Genomic DNA, 18287 nt, shown 5'->3' with positions numbered 1-18287 from the left:
TCGTGCGTGGGTTGAGGACGGTATACCGGTGGTGCCGTGGCAAGTTCGATCAGCTATGGCTGCCGTCCTCCCTGTGCTGAAATGGCTTTGCAAGCGACGATAGCTTTCTTCAGAGTATTGGCGAACATGTCAGCTTGCTCTTTGTGGGTGAACACGAGCAGCACATAGCGCCGCTCCTCCGTAGAGACACCGAGTTCGCTCTCGGGCACACCAGCCGCATTGGTGAAGCTCGCGACTTTGGCGAGATCGACAATCTCAGCAGGGACGGGTCGGGCAGTGGTGAACACTACGGTCGCCGCGTTCGCCTGGGGAGTCGTTCCCCGCTCCCTGCTCCTCTTGATGTCATCAAGGTCGAAGAAGTTCTGGGCTGTCACCTTGTCTTCGTCGAGAGTCGTGAGGTCAAGCGTCACACGCAGCAGGTCTGAGCGCACGATGCTCCACGTGTAGTCGTGATTGCGCTCATCAACGCCGTCAGGGATCGCGAGGTTCTGCCACGGACCCGAACGCTCGAACTGCACTCTGCGGCAGTCTGTGCCTGTCACCTGGCCGAACGGGGCGATGACGAAGGTCATACGCTTGAGGTAGTCGGCTAAGGTCTGCGCTTTTGCTTGCGGGACGAGCAGGCACAGCGGCATAGCGAGGCAGATGAATCTAGCTGCAAGAAATCTTCTCAGAGAGTGCATCCACTAAATCTACTGCATGTGACGAGCACAAGCTAGACGCATGGCGGACGTCTGTGAGCAGCTTGGAGACCGCATTCGTGAGCTGCGGAAAAAGCGAGGGTGGCGGCAAGTCGATCTGGCCCAGCACTCGAAAGTCCATGAGGTGCATCTGTCCGACCTCGAACGCGGTACGAGGGAAGCTGGCTTGAAGACGATTGCAAAGATTGCCGAGGCCTTTGAAATCAAGATTTCAGAACTGATGACCGGCATCAGGGATCCAGATATTCTCGGTTAGTTTCACTTTCTGGCAAGTTTTTGGCAATTGATAGCTTCCTCAATAACGACAGCCATTTAGCTCACCAGCTGGGATACCCATCCACAGCTTTCACACAGGAAATACGCAATAAATCATTGACACTGGTTGTATTCTGTAATAGTGGATTGCGGATTTGAGTCAGTCTTCCTCGCTGACCACGCTTTAGTCCCACTTAGACAATCATCCTAGTCGTTCCGCCCCGTGGGTCTCTATCCGGGGTTTGCCTCCCTGCGCTTCCACTGCCTCGTGCAAAGGAACGCGGAAGGAAGAACGACCGCATTCATAAAAAAAAGAAAGAGAAGGAACCTCTCTCTCTTTCTGCACATGCACTCCTTCGTTCTTCCTTCCGCGTTCCTTTGCATGGATGCTTTCGCACTCCTGCGTTCCGGCAACAGCGGCAGTGGACTTGCGTGTGCCTACACCTGCGATCGGACCCAGTAGGTGCTCACGGTCGGGAACGTCTAGAAGACAGACGCCCGCCAGAAAGATGACATGCATAGGCAGAAAGAAACTGACGCCCCGTTGAAGTTCAACGTGGTACAACCCTATTCCACTTTCACGAACGGCAAGCCCACGCCCATTCCGTTCATCATTGATGGCCTTCTCGTTGAGGGAGGCTTCTCCGTCCTTGCTGGTCCGCCCAAGATGGGCAAGAGCCAGCTCACCCGCTACGAGGCGGTCGCCGTCAGCCGTGGATTGCCCTTCCTCGGCCGCGCTACGAAACAGTCGGAGGTCGTCCTCATCAATCTTGAGGATGCCCCGCAGCATGTTGACAATTGCCTGTCGGCACTTGGCTGGGACGGCGCGAACGATGCGCGCATCCACGTTGTGAATCAGGTGTACAGCAACGTCGAAGACAATGTCGCATGCCTTGGCGATTTGCTTAGTGGCCTGCCCGACGTGGGGCTCGTCATCATCGACACTCTCCCGAAGTTCACGCACATCCGTGATGTGAACGAGTACATGGAGACGATCAAGGCAACGCAGAATATCACCCAGCTGCTGCGCGAGAGGTTCCCGCACGTACACGTCCAGGCGACGGCGCACACGAAGAAGACGAAGACCGACGACGTGCACGAAGGCATCCTCGGAAGCACCGCACTGCGTGGTCAGACCGACTGCAACATCGTCCTCCATAAGGATGACGGCGACCGGTACATCGCGGCCGAAACTCGCATCGGCAGGTCGTTGTCTTCTACGCTGCTGCTCTCCGATGTCGAAGAGTACGAGGGCGTAGACGTTGTGACCAGCTATAGTCTCGGCGACACTCTCGACGAGCGCCGCGAACAGATGAAGGCGAACGTCGTACGCAAGAACCATACAGGGATGATCGATCGCATAGTCGAACACATGCGTTCTCAGCCCAACCTTACCGATCTTCGTGCAGATGTCTTGGCGGCTGTAAAGGGGCAGAACCAGAAGAAGATCAAGACGCTTGAATCGATGATCTCGAACGGGGTCCTCATCGAGAGTGGAGTCAAGGGCTCGCCGACGAACCCGCAAACCCTGCGCCTCGACGAGAGCAAGCTCTTCCTGGCTCGTGACTTTATGGTTTACGACGAACTGCAGCAGAGCGAGGTGGCACAATGACCTGGTTCAAGCATCGGTTTGGTGCCCTGAGCAGCTACATGGACCGGCACGATCTGTGGTGGGTGTTCGCAATCTTCTGGTTTCTGTACGCGTTCTTCTTGGGACTCAACTACCGGCCGGTCCAGTAACGGCAACTACAACGAGGAGGAGGATATAAGCATGTAACGCGAGTTGGAGTGAAGACCGACCAGCGACCCGGACTTTGGCAGTGCCTCTCCCGGTCGCTGTGCAGGTCGCCATTTGGCGAGCCTGTCCCGCCTAGAGCGGTTAAGGAACCAACGTTTGATTTTGAAGCAATTTGCATTAGGCAGTGTCGAGGAAATCCTCGACGAAATTGATGAGCAGTATCTCCCCTGCGAGCGTATTGACGCCGCCGAACTCAGCAAGATGATCGGCGTACCTCTCAGGACAATCCGCGAATGGGAGAAGGAGGGGGAACTCTTCTGGCCCCTGTCGGAAAGCGAGGAATCACCTTCCGAATGGTAGGTGGTCCCATGACTTGCGAAGGTATTCGAGCCGTAGCGCCCTCGTCCCTGAGCACGCCCATATAAGTCCTGAGCTTGGCTCGCTGCATTGGCCGTATGCGTCCTTGCACTGTGTGCCGCGATGCGGCGAGATCAGCTTAATCCTGTGGGGTTTGTGTTTGGAGAAGTCCACTCAGAAGAGCCCCTAGAACCCAGGTGAGAAGTCAGCACCTTGTGTTCTAAATGCCGATGTTCAGGCTCGAACACGGCACCGACCTGTCGCTCTGGCGATGGCGATCACTTGGACCGCCACGCTAACGAGAGCTCGAAGACCACAGGGTGTTGTCCCTGTGGCAGCAGAGGTCCGTGATGCTCGCGACCAGGAAACTACCGAATGGCAGTTCATTGTCATGACTCGGGCGTATTCGATACGCCTATCAACCCTTCCCCCCTTACCTTTGAGAAGCCGATCTCTGCACAGGATTTGGCACTGCTCATCCCCTTCCATCCGGGTTCCCTTCTTCGCATGGCACGCGAAAGCCGCATCCCACATATGCGCGTTAGCAAGCGGAAGGTTCTCTTCTTCCCGTCGAAAATCCAGAGCTGGTTGATCGCTTCGGGCTACACTACGGCAGACACTCGTGCCGCCTCAACCGTAGAAAGTGAGGCAGCATGAACGTAGTGAAGCGACGCGAGCGATATCAGAACGGCTCTTTGACAATTGAATCCAGGAAGAGGGGATCCGACGTATGGGTCCTTCGATGGCAAAACGGAAGGTTCCGCCCGAAGAAGATTCTCGGCTCAGTGAAGGAACTGACTAAGGCCGGAGCACAGAAGCAAGCGAGAGAGTTTCTTCATCTCGCCTTCAGTGAAAAGGTCGAACACGGGGACTCGGTGACTGTCGTAGCAGTACAAACACCCCCTGCGCCGACCGTTGCTGACTTTGCAGCTCAACTCCGAGAAGAGGAGCTCGGCCCCAACTCCGGCCGTGCAGAGAAGCCACGCAAGGCCTATCTCTCTATTCTGGAGAACTACATACTGCCCAAATGGGGGAGCTACGATGTCACGTCGATCAAAACGAAGGAAGTAGCAGACTGGCTCAAGAGCCTTCCGTTAGCCAACGGATCAAAGGCTAAGTTGCGTGAAGTCTTCAGCAAAATCTTTCGGCACGCGATGTACAACCAAATCTATAAAGAGAATCCCATCGCGTTAGTTCGCCAAAAGAGGAAGAAGGACAACCAACCTGAAATCCTTGAAGGCAGTGAGATTCTCGCCACGCTCCGTCAGCTGGAAGAAGTGAGACCGGTACACACTGCCTTCCTCATCGGTTCATTGATGGGACTAAGGCGAAGCGAAATCTTCGGCCTCAAGTGGCGTGACGTTGACTTCGACCGCTCAATCCTTCACATCCGGCGCTCATACGTCGATGGAGTTGAAGGCAACGGCAAGAATGATGGGTCTAAGCGTCCTCTTCCGGTCCCATCTCAAGTGCTCGAAGCGTTGAACACGTTGAAGGCGTCCTCGAAGTATGCTGCGGATGACGACTGGGTCTTCGCATCAGACTTCCACTTTGGAAAGAAGCCGCTGTGGCCGGGTACGCTCTGGCGCAGAAATGTGATCCCAGCATTGGCACGAGCTGGGATCACGAAGCCAAATCTCGGGTGGCACACCCTGCGACGTTCTTTTGCTTCCCTGCTACTGTCCGAGGGGGCCAATCTGAGAACCAGCATGGAGCTTATGCGGCATTCAACTGCAGAGATGACGTTGGGAACGTATGCTCAGAGTGTTGGCAGAGATAACCGTTCGGCATCAGAACGTGTAGCATCTTCGATCTTCACAGTTCCGGGAAGTGACCCGTTTGTGACCCAGATGGAGATTGGAGGAGTTTCGTGACCCAGATTATGAGGCGAAAGCCTCGTAATCATTGGTGGAGCTGAGCGGGATCGAACCGCTGACCTCCTCGTTGCGAATTCAGGGAGTGACCTTAGACGGTGAGATGCCGGACGACACAGAGTGAGCGAAGGCCCCTGTCTTTACAGGGGTTTCCGCTCACCTGAGCGGTACTGAGTGACATGGAGCAATTTGCAGGAATCCCGATAGGGACGACACAGTTACGACACAAACAACGACACAAACCGGGAGGCTGCTTTCGGGCAATTCACACGCGGCGCGATTCTGCGCTACGTCCGCGCTCGATGCGCGGGCGTAGCCGCGTCGGAGACTGGCCAGGTAGCGAACGGCCATCGCGTCGGTCCGAGCTGGCATACGGGCGTTTCCGGGCCGGCTACGCCGCTTCCCAGCGACGCTTGCCTCGGCGGGGTAAGCGATCAAGGGGGTAGGGGGCGGGGTTGGCGGCGCTATTTCGAGTCTGATCCCTCACGAGCGATTTTTCCAATTCTCAAATTTCAAAGTTTCAGCGACAAAATGGATCTAACGGCTGGCCTACCCCACGTTTGAAAGAATGTCTACTGCTGAATGTCGCCGCTTTCCGGCTCTGTCATGGCAGAGATAATTTCATAGCGCCAGCCCCATCCAGTCGATGGGGGAAGAATTTGAATGCTGCGAGAGAACGCGACTACCGAATCGTTCGGAGGTAATCGCAAATGTTCCAACTTGATAACCGAAGAATCGGCCTGCTTGCCTGTTTGGGTGTTGTATAGCGTGACCTCAACCCAAACCTCCTCAACGAAGTATTGCGTGTGATTTTCGATCCGTCCAGAAACAACCCAGATAGGCCGCAGATCGCCACTCAACATACGGGAAGTTGAGCGAACCATCGAAGCCTCAAAGAGGCTCAATTGCGAATTCGGATGCGCGAGTGCTTGGGGATGCGGAACGGGGGGCGGTGTTGCGACTGGAGTGCTTGCGGACTCGCACCCAATCAACGGCAATAACAGTACAGACGCCACGAGGCTCAGAGCGCTTTGGGTTTTCATTTTTTTTGCTGTACCGCCTCTTCCCTTTTCGGCTTGTCGAGGTCGTTCCCCGGCGATGTATCAACATAGTAGTGGCCTCGCGCCAAGTGGTAGGCGTTTGTCTCTGTAAACATTTCGCAACCTTTTTCGTGCGTCGGTATGTCTGAAAGCGAAACGTATCCCGAACCGAAATTCATGGCGAGCACATGGTTGTGACAGCGATCAGATGAGCCAACTTTGTCGTACTTGGTTGGGCCGTAAGAGGCCCGGAGCGAATGTTCATCCCACGAATCGACGTGGTATTCGACAGCGCTGATATCTTCGACTCGAACGATGTCCTTCATCGTGCCAAGAGTCACTGTATACGCCCGGCAGGTCTGGTCTCCGAGAACGCAAACGACATGCACTTGTTCCGGCATCACTAGCGTTCTTTCTGGTTGGTCTGCTTCTGGTAGCCATAGACCATCAGCAAATGCGTCGTAGTCGTGCGGCTCGATCGGATCGTCAGCGATTACCTCGCGCTTAAGCCGTTCGTTGCTAAAGAATTCCGAAATAGGCGCCCTCTTCTTGGGGGATTCGCACGCGACCAATGAACCGAGATATAAGAAAAGAATTGCGGGCTTGAGCCTCATTGTGATGGTGCTTTCACTGGTTCTCTTGGTTGTAGAGATTTGTCATTGCTGTATAGCCCGTTGCGCTCGGTAAATAGCTATCTCCACTGGGGGAGTCGTACTTTGCTGCCAAATTGACATCGGCGGAAGAGGTAAGGACACTTGCGAAGTCCACCACATGCGCTCCGTCAGCAAGGGCCACTGCCTTGATCTGTTGATTGATGCTGGCCGCTTCTGTTGCGCAGATTTGCGTGCCGCTGGAACCATAGATTGGCGGGATGGTCCCCACCCAAACTTCCAAACCAAAGAGGGATCGCACGCCACTGATTAAATCGCTCAGATTAGAGGAGAAGTCGGGGTCTGTGGCGCCGCCACATAGATTGAGCGCGTCAAACTCGCCGATCAAGACAACGAGCCGCTTGTTGCTCGGGGCTGCCTGTTGCAACTCGGATGGAGAGCAGCCAGAAACACATTTCTCTGCATATCGGGTGAAGTTGGAAGCCGTCCCGCCGGCGATGGTAATCGTTGTGTTCTCCTGGGGCAGGGTGGAGGCCAGGGGCCAGTTCTGCGTGATGTTGTCGCCCATAAAGATCGTTTGGCCGAGAGCAACATAGTCGCTTGTTGTTGTAGGGGACGATGATGAGGGAGATGTGTTGGTCCCGGAAGAACAGCCAATCGCAAGCGAGCAGATCAAGCCAACCGCACCATGCTTAACGAGGAATCGCTTGCGCATCGGGTCATTCCTTCCTTGCGAGTGTTGGCCCCGCCCCAAAAGTGGGTCTGTCTTCTATAGAGGGTATGTCCTCGATAGAGTACAGCCATGCTTGCAGGATGGCAACCGACATCTGCATCCTTGTGGGGCGCCGGATACGCGAGTTGAGACTTGCGAAAGGCTGGACGCAGACGTACCTCTCCGTTCATGCCGGAGTGGGGCGCAACTACATCTCGGATGTGGAGCTGGGCAAGAAGGAAATCGGGCTGCGGAACCTGCAACTGATGGCGCTCAGTTTGGATGTAAAGACGGCCGACCTGCTCAAACACGTTGAGTAGTCCAGTACTGGAATGACCCCTTTTAAGCCTTTTTTTGAGTTCGCCTTAATAGGAACGCGCGCGCGAGGGAAAACCACTAACAGAGCTCAGCCGAACGCCGACTTTAGGCGGCAGATTGGGGGGTGCCGGTGCGTTCGAGACGGACGTGACCCGCCATCAGCGGGTGCCTCTGTATCCGCTCGAAGACCTCAGAGAAGCCGAGGCCAATGGGCAGTCGCACGCTCTGCATCGAGCTGCCGGCCTGAGATCCGAAACGGAGCGCAACATAGGCGGAGTTCCTGAGCAGCCAGGCTTGCAAAGGGTTGCGTGCTGGCTCGTCGCTCAGGAACCGCGCCACGGTCTCTTCCTCGGCGGTGTTCATGGGGTAGGTGGCCTGCCATGCCCGAAGGTTCGCGAGCTTCTCTTCCGCGTCACCTTGCGAAACGGCATAGAGCACCAGCGGCGGCGACATCACGAAGTAGCGGTTTCTCAAACCCGCCTCTAGCCGGGCGATCAAGTCTTCATCGAAGTTCAGTCGCGGCGCTACGAGGGCGAGCGTTTGATGGTAGAAGGAACGCAACTGCGACCCGCCGTTATCGAAGTTGTTGAGCTGAATCCGCAGCCAGCGTGGGCTACCGGTGAGGGCGAAGAGTGTCGCTCCGATGTAGGGCCGCTTCACCATGCGCCACTCGGATCGCTTTACTGCCAAGTCGTCGTCCATCCACTCGGCCATTTTGTCGGACAGAGCGGAAGGGAACGCCTCCGGCGCGAACACCGCGACCCAATTCAGGAGAAATCCGCGGAGGTCCTGCCGCTCCGGTACCGGTTCGATGTCCATATCCGCGAGGAGTGCCAGCCACTCTTCCTCGCACACGGCAGCGATGCGGTCAAGGTCGATGGAGATTGCGGAGGAATCAAACTCGGCCATGTGCGTTCTGCCTCTGGGGATAGAAAGGTTCGGTGGCTGCCGCCGGAACGAAATCCGGAGAAGGGCCGCAAAGCGCCAGTCCATGCTTGGATTTTGTCGCTTGAGTGTACCGCAACGACACGGTGAGAGATGCACTGACTTGGAACCGAGCATGTTCCACACGGTTCCCGGTTGCTTCCGCGCGTGGAAACCATTCAACTTCGTCCACAGTTGCTCAGCGCAAGTCACAGTTGCTCAAGGTGCAGGGGTGAGCAACTCTGAGGAATCCTGAGCAACTGTGGGCAGAGAGAGCATCCACGGCCCCTTGAATCCTTGCGGCCGCTTCGTCACCTTCAATGCTGTTTGAGCGCGGCGAAGAGTCGCCGGTGAGATACCATTCGCCTGCGCCTTGGCGCGAACGTCTATCGCGGGCTTGGAACCATCGGCCAATTCCTCCTTGAGGAAATCTACGGCCTCTTCCAGGGCGCTACGCTCATCTGCCGTCGACGGAGCGGTGAGCAGGTCATCCGCCCTGAAGCTGCTCTCTCCGTGCCACTGGAGCTTACCTGCTGAATCAATCGAGTAGGCGAGTGAGGGGCCGAACTTCCCAAGGTTCGTTTTAGAGTGAGCCATTACGACACGGCCCTCCTGCTCCGGCTCCCTTGCCACTAGCAATTCGCTCCGTGCCGTTCCGGTGAAATCGATTGACCCCATGCCTCGATAGATGGCACTCCCGCCCGTCCCTTTCGAAAGATGCCGAGTGATGAGAACGGCACACCCAGTTCTCTCCGCAAGGTTGCCGACTCCATCCATGATCGGGCGGGTCTGGTTGGCACGGTGAGCGTCTACATCGCCACCCAAGAAGGATTGCAATGGGTCGATCACAACCAGCCGGACGTTGTGCTTCTTGATGACCTCTTCGAGCTGTTCTGTATCCCCCAAAGTGATATTGCCGGGGGTGCCATCGTCGCAGAGGGTCCCTCGAACGATGAAGAAGCGTGTGGCGTCTCCCCCCAGGGCATCGAAGCGCGGTCGTAAGACATGAGCAGGAGAGTTTTCCTGCGTGAGATAGAGCACATTCCCCGGTGCAGTCTCAGCACCATTGAGCATCGCTCTGCCTTGCGTAAGCGATGCTGCGAGGTCGAGCGAAAGAAACGTCTTGCCGACGCCCGGATCGCCGGAGAGCAGCGTAATCATCTTGAGCGGGATGTATGGCTCCCAAAGCCAATCCACCTCTTCCGCTTGCACGTCTGCAAGGCAGAGCACCTCTGCGCGGCGTAACTTGCTCTGAGCCGCTGCGCCTTGCGGGTAACGGGTAACGCTTGCGATAACGGACATAACCTCTTCCTCCGGTAGTGGTGGGTGGCATTGCCGGCGGTTCTCTTCAAGCAATGCCGCTTGAATCGAACTGCGGGACATCCTTCGCTTGTGCATGGTTCCAGCAAGCGAGGTTAGGGTTGGATTGCGTTGGCCTTTCGGGATGCCTTCTTGAGAGACGGCTACGGAGGCAAGAGCGGGCTTGGATGCTCTGGCGATTAGCCACTGCGGAGCTTCTACAATCGTGCTTCCGTCGCAATGCCACTCGTAACGTAGGCGAGAGGAGTGAAGAGACGGGGGAGCCACAATGTATCCACCTGAGGCGCGAACATCAAGCCCCTTGCCTAAGCGTCCGGCGCTGTTGCGAAGGTCTACTCGATTGGGGAGAGTGAAGTAGAAGTGATGGCCGTTGCGCTCTCCGTCTGGCCCTACACGTCCACTGTGAGCACGGAGCGTTCGTGGTAGCTGTTCCGATGCCTCCAGCAGCTTGAGAGAGTTTTGGCCGTCCTCACCGTCTATGTCCAGGACGATAATTCCGCTTGCAAGTCCAGTGGCAATGCCAACGTTTGCATTCGGCCATTGCTCCCACCAGCCGCGAACGATCGCAGCATTTGTGGTTGCCCCCTTCAGGCCGCGCACTATTCGCGGGTGCTTCCCGATGTTGTCGCACTTCATCCCGCATGAGCACCCTTGAGCAATGGGGCTGTGGAGCGGCAGGACACGCCATCCCCGCGCGGCGTATCGCAACGCCTCTTGCAGCAGGGAATTCTCCGCGGCTTCGCGCTTGCCCGCATCGCGGGTCGGTGCTAGCGTCTTCATAGATGAACTCCTGAGTAATGCGCCCAGCGGCTGCAACCGCTGGGTTTCTGTTTTTGCGCAAGGCTATCCAAGCGCGAATTTATGTGAGCCTCACTTCGGAGGCTCGCGCAGTGATCTATCCGAAATCAGTTGTTGAACTGCGTCTGGTGAAAACAAGAGCCTGCGACAGATGCGAACGGGTTGCAAAGTTTCCCTTCGCACCATTGCACGGATCGTGTGCGGAGAGAGCCGGAGCAGGTCTGCGACTTCGAGCAAGGTCAAAAGGCGCTGAGTGCTCACCGCACACCTCCCGTATTCTTCCCCGTCCGGCCATTCAGAAAGTCTTCTAAGGCCGTTGGAGTGACGAGCACACGCCGTCCGACACGCATCACCTTTAGGTCTCCCCGCTTGATCGCAGAGTGGATGGTGCGCTCGGACAAGCCGCATTCTTCCGCCGCTACCTTTACCGAAAAACTAACTGGCATTTTGTTTGCTCCTTTTCCGTTGACTTCATGCGCAGAATCGCAGAGACTTGCGTAGACATGCAAATACATAAGCATATCAACGTGGTCGGAGCCCAATGGTATCGGTGCAAGCGCCTGCTGTTCGCTGGCGATCTATCGACATGGGAATTGAGCCAGACAGGACGTTATGACCTCTTCGAGGCATATCAGAAACGTCCGCACATTCAGCTAATCAAGGCTTCCGATGACGGTGCGCTACGAGACTTTGTGAAGGCCTGGGGGCCACTCAGGGCTCGTCTCGATAGTTGGAGCGGGTGCGATCCAATCGAGCGGTATCGCAGGACTCGCGACGTATTGACTGCGAGTGTCCGGCTCTTGGCTTCCATCGAGGAACCCGCGATGCAGCGCGAGGCCTTGCAAGATTTGGTACAGCTAGGCGATGCCGATGACACGGCATTCCATGCGTTTCTTGGACTATTACGCGCGAGGTTTTCCATTGCCGGCGAACTGCGTTGGGGCTTCGATGCAAATCTTCAGGGTTGGGTGGAAACAGCTTCAGCGAAGGACATTGAAGCGGCATGTATCACGTTGGTTTCGAGCCTGCCGCTCGAGCAATTCACTCACAAACTGGAGGTGGCCTCGGCTGGTAGGAGCAACGTCGTTCGGGCTTCCATCGGCGTCACTTCGTTGGAAGAAGCACTTCACTGGATGATGTGGCAGGACGTATTTCATAGACATCCGTTCCAGTTTTGCGAGGAGTGTCGAGTCCTATTTCAACCGGACTGGAAACACGCAAAGAAGTTCTGTACGCCAGAATGCGCTCATCGCAAGACGGGCAGGGAATGGCAGAAGCGGAAGCGGAAAGGAGAAAGGGGAGAATATGGCACTCAAAAAGCGCGGTAGCACCTGGCACACTCATTTCTTCGTTGACGGGGAGCGGTTCCGCTTCTCTCTCGACACAAGCGACTGGCGCGAAGCGCAGCGCAAAGAACGGGTGCTGATCGGTGAAGCCAAGGCGGGCAAGCTGGCTGCGAGCAAAGACGATTTCTCCCGGCTTCCGTTCTCGGATGCGGCCGAGCGGTTCCTTGCGGATCGCATACCGCACCTCGCGCCTCGCAGCATCCAAACGGAGCGCGAGCGCGTGAAGCCGATCAACAAGGCCCTCGGCGACGTTGCGGTGTGGCGGATGACGGCTGGACAGGTGACAGCCTACATCCGCGACCGCAAGACGGGTGGACGTTCAAACGCGACGATCAATCGGGAGCTGGACATTCTCCGCGGAGTGCTGAAGCGGGCGAAGCGGTGGCATCACTTCTCAGAGGACATTCACCCGTTGCCCGTTCGCCAGAACATCGGGCGCGCACTCACCTACGAGGAGAAAGTGAAGCTGCTCCATCGTGCGGCCACCCGCCCGGAGTGGCAGACCGTCGCCTGTGCCGCACGGCTGGCACTCAACACGACGATGCGCGGGTGTGAGATTAAGGAAATGCGCTGGCGCGACGTCGACATGATCGGTCGGGCGCTCACGGTCCGGAAGAGCAAGACGGAAGCGGGGGAGCGCGTTATCCCCCTGAACGCGGATGCCTGGGCGGTGGTTCTGGAGCTCTACAGGCGCTCACAGGCCCTCGGAGCGACCGAGCCGAGCCATTTCCTCTTCCCGGCCTGTGAGACGGCGCATTTCGACCCTACGCGGGGAATCAAGAGCTGGCGGACGGCTTGGCGCCGGCTGACGCGGGCGATTCAGTGCGCGGGCTGCGGCCTGCTACAGAATCCCGGCGCGACGTGTACGGGCTGCGGAGTGAGCATCGCCAAGCTGAAGAGTCCGTTTGACGGCTTCCGGTTCCACGACCTCCGCCACCAAGCCATCACGGAGCTTGCGGAGTCCAAGGCGAGCGATCAAACCATCATGTCGATTGCGGGCCACGTCTCGCGCAAGATGCTCGCTCACTACTCGCACGTCCGGCTGGACGCGAAGCGAAACGCGCTCGACGCGCTCACGATGGGAAGGGGAAAAGCGGGCCAAGCGGAGCGCACATCGAAGGGTTACGACACAAACAGCGACACAAAAGTGTCGCTGCCGTCTATACCCTTACCGCATGTTATTGATTCTTTGGTGGAGCTGAGCGGGATCGAACCGCTGACCTCCTCGTTGCGAACGAGGCGCTCTCCCAGCTGAGCTACAGCCCCACGAGAGCACAGTCTGTGCGCTTCAACCCAAAACTACAGGGACGCTCACATCCTGCGACGATGTACAGTCTATCAGCAGAGTGCCTGCCCTTCCAAACGGCATCTCATGGTCTGGTAGTTTTCGGAGGAATCCCCGCATGACCCCGCAAGAGCAACAACTCATCGACGGACTCGTCGACCGCATCCGCGCCACACCCGCCGCCGACAAGGACGATACCGCCGACCGCTACATCCACTCCAGGCTCGACGCCGTCCCCGACGCCATGTACGTGCTTACCCAAACAGTTCTCGTGCAGCAATACGGTCTTGAAAACGCGCAGGGGCAGATTCAGGACCTGCAGGAGCAACTCGACGATCTACAGCAACAGCTTGAGCAGGCCCAGCAGGCAAAGAAGCCCGGCAGCTTCCTCGGAAAAATCTTCGGCAGCGAGGAGCAACAACCTGCTCCGTTGCCACCCCAACCTGGCTACGGACAACCGCAGTATCAGCCCGTGAACACTGGCTATCCGCCACCGCCTCCGGCGTACGGACAACCTGGCTACGGGCAGCCCACCTACGCTCAGCCCGGCTACGGACAGCCAGCGTACGGTGGGCCGAGCGGCGGTGGTGGCTTCCTGCGCGGCGCGTTGCAGACCGCAGCAGGCGTAGCTGCAGGTGCCATGGTCTTCGAAGGGATGGAGTCCATGTTCCACGGCTTTGGCAGCGGCGTCGGCAGCGAGCACCCGACCGAGATCATCAACAACAACTACTACGACGACAACGGTAGCCGCGAGCATCACGAAAGCTCCAGCACGGACTCGTCCTTCTACAATCCATCGCAAGACGCCTCACGCGACTCCAGCAGCAGCAATAACTTCGCCGATAACAGCGGCTACAACGACGACTCCACCAGCGACTTCAGTGATGGAGGCGACAGCAGCTACGACGATGACAGCAATAGCTTCGACGACGGCGGTAACGACGACGACAGCGGTTTCTAGCCTTACCAGCAAAGCAAGCGGCGCAAGCAGAGGATGCTCGCGCCGTTCGTTTGTGTTGTGCCTCTAGGCCTTCTTCGCCGGAGCCTTCAGCCCAAGCTCCGCCATCACCATCTGCAGGTCTTTCCACGCCTCAGCCTTCTGCCGCGGGTCGCGCAGCAGATACGCCGGATGGAAGGTCACCACCAGCTTTGAGCCGCGCAGGTTGAACCATTGCCCACGCTGCGAGGTCAGCGAATCCAGGTTGCCGCGCAGGTAATTCGCAGCCGTCTTGCCCAGCGCCACAATCACCTTGGGCTGAACAATATCGATCTGCTTGAGCAGGAACGGCGAACACGTCGTTGCCTCCGCGTACTCCGGCGCACGGTTCTCCGGCGGACGACACTTTACGATGTTCGCGATATAGACCTCTTCGCGCTTCACACCCATCGCCGTGATCATGTTGTTCAACAACTGCCCTGCCTTCCCCACAAATGGCAGGCCAGTCGCATCCTCGTCGGCCCCGGGGCCTTCGCCGATAAACATCAGCGAGGCGTTTGGATCACCGTCGGCAAGAACAATGTTGTGGCGTCCGGCATAGGCCAGCGGGCAACGCGTACAGTCACCAATTTCCGCACGTAGTGCCTGCAAAGCAACAGGCTTCTCTGCAGGCGTAACTCGTTTCGTCGGCAGCGGGGCCAACTCTTCAAAACTTTTCGGTCTGGGCATAGGGGCAGCAAGATTCTCAGGGAGCGGTGGCGGAGCATCGTCACCAAAGAACACCGGCTCGTTTGCAGCCTGCGGCACAGGACGTACCGAAGGCATAGCAGCACGCGGCGCAGCAGCATTGGGCGGCTGCGGACGTGCAACAGGCGAGGAAACTCTCGACGAGGGCGTAGCACTCGCCGCGCGCGGTGCCTGTCCGGCAGCGGCTGGCGCAGGCAAACTCACCTTCGCAGCCGCTTCCAGCAACTGCGCACGAGCTTCTGCGCTCAACACCGTACCCGACGCTTCGCGAGCGTAGAGGTCGTACACGCCCATGTCGCGCAGGTAATCGACATAGGCGCGCAGCCGTTGATTGGGGGACGCTTCCATCCCTTTCAGCTTATCGCGACCGCTTGTGCGTTACAGCGCAGGCGACGAGGCGTCTTTCTTCGGCATGACCGAAAACGTCACCTTGCCATGCCGAATCTCATCCTGCGCCACACGGCAGGCCTTCAAAGACTTCGAAACGCCCAAAGGCGGCGCACCCGACTGCAGTTGACGGGCGCGACGAGCCGCACCGCGCACAAGGCTGTACTTGTTTTGCAAAAGATCACCAGGAATCATGTTGCCCTCCGCACTTCCCTACAGCATTTAGGTAAAAGCAGGACTACAACAACCAAGTCGCCGCACGCCAGCCGAGGCGTGTCGTCGCTTGCCTTACACTTTCGACAAACCTACATCGAAACTCTTCAACGCGCTGTCCAGCCGCGCAGAGTGCTTTGCCGTCAGGCATCGCTCAGCCTCCGCACGAACCGTCTCTGTGCGGTCGCCGCGCTCGCGCAACACCATCGCGCGCATCTCGCTTACGGCCTCTTCCAGCACATCGTTCACCAGCGCGTACTTGTAGCTTTCAATCGTCTCCAGCTCCTGGCGGGCCTGCTTGAGACGCTTCGTAATGACCTCTTCGTCGGTCACACCTTCGGCCTGTGAACGATGCCGCAGACGCATCTCCAGCACCTTCGGGCTAGGCGGCAGAATGAAGAGCGATACCGCCTCCGGCACCCGCTTCATCACCTGCAGCGCACCCTGCACGTCGATATCGAGCAGCAGGTCGTGCCCGTTCTCGCGCGCCTGTTCCAGCGCTGCAAACGCCGTACCGTAGTAGTTGTCGCCGAAGACTACGGCGTGTTCGAGGAACTCATCGGCCTCGATCATCGCCTTAAACTTTTCCTTGGTAATAAAGTGGTACTCCACTCCATCCTGCTCAGAGCCGCGCGGTTCACGCGTCGTATACGAAACCGAAAACTCAAGCCCCTGCACAAGACGACGCGTTTCGTTCACGAGCGTTGACTTGCCCGATCCGCTTGGCGCCGAGATGATGAATAGAATGCCCGCCATCACTTCCGTCTGTGTGCAGAAAAGTTAACACGAGTGTATCGCGAAGCCCCTGCGGAAGAATCGCACCGGGAGAGAATATTTTGCGAAGACCTAGGCGACGCCTTCCAGCCCCGTCTGCGGTTCGTCGCCGAACTGCAACTGATACAGCCGGTTATACGTTCCGCCGCGTTCAATCAGTTCTTCGTGATTGCCCAACTCGGTAATCCGCCCCTGCTCCATCACGGCGATTCTGTCCGCGCGCCGCACGGTCGAAAGCCGATGAGCAATCACCAGCACGGTGCGCCCCTGCATCAGGTTCGCCAGCGCCGCCTGCACCGCGGCTTCGCTCTCCGTGTCCAGAGCTGAAGTGGCTTCGTCCAGAATCAGAATCGGCGCATTCTTCAGCAACGCGCGAGCGATTGCCAGCCGCTGCCGTTCCCCACCTGACAGCCGAGCTCCACGTTCGCCGATCACCGTGTCGTAGCCCTCCGACAGCCGCAGGATAAAGTCATGAGCTAACGCCGCTTTCGCCGCAGCCTCAATGCGCTCCATCGGCACATCCGGCTGTCCGTACGCGATGTTGTTGCGCACCGAATCGTTGAAGAGCACGGTCTCCTGCGTCACCTTGCCAATCTGTTTGCGCAGCGACACCAGCGTCGTATCGCGCACATCATGGCCATCGATCAGGATCTTTCCCGCGGTTACATCGAAGAAGCGCGGCAGCAGGTTCACCAGCGTCGACTTGCCCGCTCCGCTCGGCCCGACCAAGGCAATCACCTCGCCACGCCTCACCGTCAGCGAAACATCATGCAGCACTTCTTTCGTGTCGCCGCCGTCACCGGTATACCCAAAGCTCACGTGATCGAAGAGAACGCTATCGTGGAAACCATCCAGCTTTTTCGCCTTCTTGCGCTCCACCACTTCATCCTGCGCATCGATAAAACGGAAGATCTCGTCGCTTGCGCCCACCGCCTGCTGAAACGCGTTGTAGTACACCGGCATCTTGCGCACCGGGTCATAGAGCACAATCACCGAGGCCAGAAACGTGATGAAGATACCCGTCGTCCAGTTTCCGTGCACAATGCGGTCGCGGCCAAAGAGCAACAGCAGCGCAATCGCCACCGCACCCAAAGCATCCATCAGCGGCGAAGAGATCGACTGCACCGCGATCGCGCGCATGTTCGCGTTCAGCAGACGATCCGCCGCCGCACGAAAACGCGCCATCTCCCACAACTCCATGCCAAACGCCTTCACGATGCCGTTGCCTGTGATCGTCTCCTGCATGATGTTCTGAATCTCTGCCAGCTTATCCTGCCCACGTCGCGTCGTGCGCCGCACGCTGCGGCCAATCCGCCGCGCAGACGAGACGATCACCGGCACAAACAGCAGCAGAATCCACGCCATCTTGCCGCCAACCAGAACCACCGTTCCGATCATGAAGATCAGCGTGAACAACTGCTGCAAAAAGTCGCTCATCACCGTCGACATCGCCGACTGCACGCGCTCCACATCATTGATCAGCGTGGAGATCAGCGTGCCCGTCGTGTGCCGCTGAAAGAACGCCGTCGAGCGTCGCAGCACCGAGTCATACAGGTCATTGCGGAGGTCTGTAATCATCCCGAACCCGGCCTTGTTCGCCAGCAACGTTCCCAGGTAATCGCACGCGGACTTGATGATCGCCGAACCCACCAGAGCAATCGCCACCACGGTCCATGCGTTGTGGAAGTACGACGGCACAAAGTGCTGCAGGTTCACCACATGCGTCGTGCGCGGGATCGTAAACACCAGCACCTTTGAGGACGACGCTGCGCTCAGCACGTTGTCCACAATTGGCTTGATCAGCAAAATGCGGAACGCCGCCAGCGCTCCCACCACCGCCATCAACCCCACCGACACGGACAAGTAGAGCGAATACGGCCTCATATAGGCCAACAACCGCAGTATCCGCTTCATCGCCACGCCTCGTTCTTACCAAGCCAGATCACATCG

19 protein-coding genes and 1 tRNA gene are annotated in these 18287 nt (G+C 57.8%); 8 read left to right on the top strand and 12 right to left on the bottom strand.

The genetic code is table 11. The annotated features are described in order from the left end of the window. Positions 1 to 53 precede the first annotated feature (53 nt). A complete protein-coding gene (locus tag PW792_05175) occupies positions 54 to 635 on the bottom strand; it encodes a hypothetical protein (protein ID MDE1161324.1) in 582 nt (193 codons plus the stop codon). 88 nt (positions 636 to 723) lie between these two features. Between PW792_05175 and PW792_05170 the strand changes: the two genes are divergently transcribed. The 5 genes from PW792_05170 to PW792_05150 all read left to right on the top strand — a co-directional run bounded on the left by PW792_05170 (position 724) and on the right by PW792_05150 (position 4925). Then, complete coding sequence (locus tag PW792_05170; GenBank protein ID MDE1161323.1) at positions 724 to 957, top strand: helix-turn-helix transcriptional regulator; 234 nt, start codon at positions 724 to 726, stop codon at positions 955 to 957. 543 nt (positions 958 to 1500) lie between these two features. Next, complete coding sequence (locus tag PW792_05165; protein MDE1161322.1) at positions 1501 to 2568, top strand: AAA family ATPase; 1068 nt, start codon at positions 1501 to 1503, stop codon at positions 2566 to 2568. Positions 2569 to 2850: 282 nt separating this feature from the next. Further along, the gene (locus PW792_05160) at positions 2851 to 3054 is read left to right on the top strand and encodes a MerR family transcriptional regulator (protein MDE1161321.1); all 204 of its coding nucleotides are present in this window, start codon (positions 2851 to 2853) and stop codon (positions 3052 to 3054) included. Between the two features lie 372 nt (positions 3055 to 3426). Further along, the gene (locus PW792_05155; GenBank protein ID MDE1161320.1) at positions 3427 to 3708 is read left to right on the top strand and encodes a hypothetical protein; all 282 of its coding nucleotides are present in this window, start codon (positions 3427 to 3429) and stop codon (positions 3706 to 3708) included. Further along, on the top strand, positions 3705 to 4925 hold the full coding sequence (locus PW792_05150) for a site-specific integrase (protein MDE1161319.1): 1221 nt from the start codon (positions 3705 to 3707) through the stop codon (positions 4923 to 4925). Before PW792_05155 ends, PW792_05150 begins: the two co-directional genes overlap by 4 nt. A gap of 572 nt (positions 4926 to 5497) precedes the next feature. Here the strand turns inward: PW792_05150 and PW792_05145 are convergent. From PW792_05145 to PW792_05135, 3 genes are read right to left on the bottom strand one after another with little or no spacing between them, the layout of a single operon-like run. Continuing rightward, positions 5498 to 5968 carry a hypothetical protein gene (locus tag PW792_05145; GenBank protein ID MDE1161318.1) on the bottom strand — a complete coding sequence of 157 codons (471 nt, stop codon included), beginning with the start codon at positions 5966 to 5968 and terminating at the stop codon, positions 5498 to 5500. Then, complete coding sequence (locus PW792_05140; GenBank protein MDE1161317.1) at positions 5965 to 6579, bottom strand: hypothetical protein; 615 nt, start codon at positions 6577 to 6579, stop codon at positions 5965 to 5967. Before PW792_05140 ends, PW792_05145 begins: the two co-directional genes overlap by 4 nt. A 13-nt stretch (positions 6580 to 6592) precedes the next feature. Further along, positions 6593 to 7291: a hypothetical protein gene (locus PW792_05135; GenBank protein ID MDE1161316.1), complete on the bottom strand. Its 699-nt coding sequence runs from the start codon at positions 7289 to 7291 to the stop codon at positions 6593 to 6595. Between the two features lie 98 nt (positions 7292 to 7389). Between PW792_05135 and PW792_05130 the strand changes: the two genes are divergently transcribed. Then, positions 7390 to 7608 (top strand): helix-turn-helix transcriptional regulator, encoded by a 219-nt coding sequence (locus PW792_05130; protein MDE1161315.1) that lies wholly within the window; start codon positions 7390 to 7392, stop codon positions 7606 to 7608. A 103-nt stretch (positions 7609 to 7711) separates the two neighbouring features. Here PW792_05130 and PW792_05125 read toward each other — a convergent pair whose 3' ends face one another. Beyond that, the gene (locus PW792_05125) at positions 7712 to 8515 is read right to left on the bottom strand and encodes a hypothetical protein (protein ID MDE1161314.1); all 804 of its coding nucleotides are present in this window, start codon (positions 8513 to 8515) and stop codon (positions 7712 to 7714) included. Between the two features lie 234 nt (positions 8516 to 8749). Beyond that, on the bottom strand, positions 8750 to 10486 hold the full coding sequence (locus PW792_05120) for a bifunctional DNA primase/polymerase (protein ID MDE1161313.1): 1737 nt from the start codon (positions 10484 to 10486) through the stop codon (positions 8750 to 8752). A 542-nt stretch (positions 10487 to 11028) separates the two neighbouring features. On the opposite strand from PW792_05120, the gene PW792_05115 reads away from it, so the two are divergent. Further along, positions 11029 to 11976, top strand: coding sequence for a hypothetical protein (locus tag PW792_05115; GenBank protein MDE1161312.1), 948 nt, complete (start codon positions 11029 to 11031; stop codon positions 11974 to 11976). Positions 11977 to 12835: 859 nt separating this feature from the next. On the opposite strand, the gene PW792_05110 is transcribed toward PW792_05115, so the two are convergent. Continuing rightward, the gene (locus PW792_05110) at positions 12836 to 13096 is read right to left on the bottom strand and encodes a hypothetical protein (protein ID MDE1161311.1); all 261 of its coding nucleotides are present in this window, start codon (positions 13094 to 13096) and stop codon (positions 12836 to 12838) included. Positions 13097 to 13184: 88 nt separating this feature from the next. After that, positions 13185 to 13260, bottom strand: a tRNA-Ala gene (locus PW792_05105). A 137-nt stretch (positions 13261 to 13397) separates the two neighbouring features. Between PW792_05105 and PW792_05100 the strand changes: the two genes are divergently transcribed. After that, positions 13398 to 14240 (top strand): DUF2076 domain-containing protein, encoded by an 843-nt coding sequence (locus tag PW792_05100; protein ID MDE1161310.1) that lies wholly within the window; start codon positions 13398 to 13400, stop codon positions 14238 to 14240. A 63-nt stretch (positions 14241 to 14303) separates the two neighbouring features. Here the strand turns inward: PW792_05100 and PW792_05095 are convergent, their stop codons facing one another. The 4 genes from PW792_05095 to PW792_05080 all read right to left on the bottom strand — a co-directional run bounded on the left by PW792_05095 (position 14304) and on the right by PW792_05080 (position 18251). After that, a complete protein-coding gene (locus PW792_05095) occupies positions 14304 to 15311 on the bottom strand; it encodes a uracil-DNA glycosylase (GenBank protein MDE1161309.1) in 1008 nt (335 codons plus the stop codon). Between the two features lie 30 nt (positions 15312 to 15341). Beyond that, the gene (gene rpoZ / locus PW792_05090) at positions 15342 to 15545 is read right to left on the bottom strand and encodes a DNA-directed RNA polymerase subunit omega (protein MDE1161308.1); all 204 of its coding nucleotides are present in this window, start codon (positions 15543 to 15545) and stop codon (positions 15342 to 15344) included. 93 nt (positions 15546 to 15638) lie between these two features. After that, positions 15639 to 16319 (bottom strand): guanylate kinase, encoded by a 681-nt coding sequence (gene gmk / locus PW792_05085; protein MDE1161307.1) that lies wholly within the window; start codon positions 16317 to 16319, stop codon positions 15639 to 15641. 90 nt (positions 16320 to 16409) lie between these two features. Further along, on the bottom strand, positions 16410 to 18251 hold the full coding sequence (locus PW792_05080) for an ABC transporter ATP-binding protein (GenBank protein ID MDE1161306.1): 1842 nt from the start codon (positions 18249 to 18251) through the stop codon (positions 16410 to 16412). Positions 18252 to 18287 lie beyond the last annotated feature (36 nt).

Source organism: Acidobacteriaceae bacterium (assembly GCA_028283655.1).
Classification (GTDB): domain Bacteria; phylum Acidobacteriota; class Terriglobia; order Terriglobales; family Acidobacteriaceae; genus Granulicella.
Note: the sequence above shows the minus strand (reverse complement) of the source record. Positions and strands in the feature narration are given on the sequence as shown.

What these genes read in the sequence shown, in the direction of transcription:
- rpoZ (MDE1161308.1), bottom strand. Translation starts at nt 15,545, where the DNA reads ATGATTCCTGGTGATCTTTTGCAAAACAAGTACAGCCTTGTGCGCGGT.
- PW792_05130 (MDE1161315.1), top strand. Translation starts at nt 7,390, where the DNA reads ATGGCAACCGACATCTGCATCCTTGTGGGGCGCCGGATACGCGAGTTG.
- PW792_05120 (MDE1161313.1), bottom strand. Translation starts at nt 10,486, where the DNA reads ATGAAGTGCGACAACATCGGGAAGCACCCGCGAATAGTGCGCGGCCTG.
- PW792_05125 (MDE1161314.1), bottom strand. Translation starts at nt 8,515, where the DNA reads ATGGCCGAGTTTGATTCCTCCGCAATCTCCATCGACCTTGACCGCATC.
- PW792_05100 (MDE1161310.1), top strand. Translation starts at nt 13,398, where the DNA reads ATGACCCCGCAAGAGCAACAACTCATCGACGGACTCGTCGACCGCATC.
- PW792_05145 (MDE1161318.1), bottom strand. Translation starts at nt 5,968, where the DNA reads ATGAAAACCCAAAGCGCTCTGAGCCTCGTGGCGTCTGTACTGTTATTG.
- PW792_05170 (MDE1161323.1), top strand. Translation starts at nt 724, where the DNA reads ATGGCGGACGTCTGTGAGCAGCTTGGAGACCGCATTCGTGAGCTGCGG.
- PW792_05155 (MDE1161320.1), top strand. Translation starts at nt 3,427, where the DNA reads ATGGCAGTTCATTGTCATGACTCGGGCGTATTCGATACGCCTATCAAC.
- PW792_05080 (MDE1161306.1), bottom strand. Translation starts at nt 18,251, where the DNA reads ATGAAGCGGATACTGCGGTTGTTGGCCTATATGAGGCCGTATTCGCTC.
- PW792_05175 (MDE1161324.1), bottom strand. Translation starts at nt 635, where the DNA reads ATGCCGCTGTGCCTGCTCGTCCCGCAAGCAAAAGCGCAGACCTTAGCC.
- PW792_05095 (MDE1161309.1), bottom strand. Translation starts at nt 15,311, where the DNA reads ATGGAAGCGTCCCCCAATCAACGGCTGCGCGCCTATGTCGATTACCTG.
- gmk (MDE1161307.1), bottom strand. Translation starts at nt 16,319, where the DNA reads ATGGCGGGCATTCTATTCATCATCTCGGCGCCAAGCGGATCGGGCAAG.
- PW792_05135 (MDE1161316.1), bottom strand. Translation starts at nt 7,291, where the DNA reads ATGCGCAAGCGATTCCTCGTTAAGCATGGTGCGGTTGGCTTGATCTGC.
- PW792_05140 (MDE1161317.1), bottom strand. Translation starts at nt 6,579, where the DNA reads ATGAGGCTCAAGCCCGCAATTCTTTTCTTATATCTCGGTTCATTGGTC.
- PW792_05150 (MDE1161319.1), top strand. Translation starts at nt 3,705, where the DNA reads ATGAACGTAGTGAAGCGACGCGAGCGATATCAGAACGGCTCTTTGACA.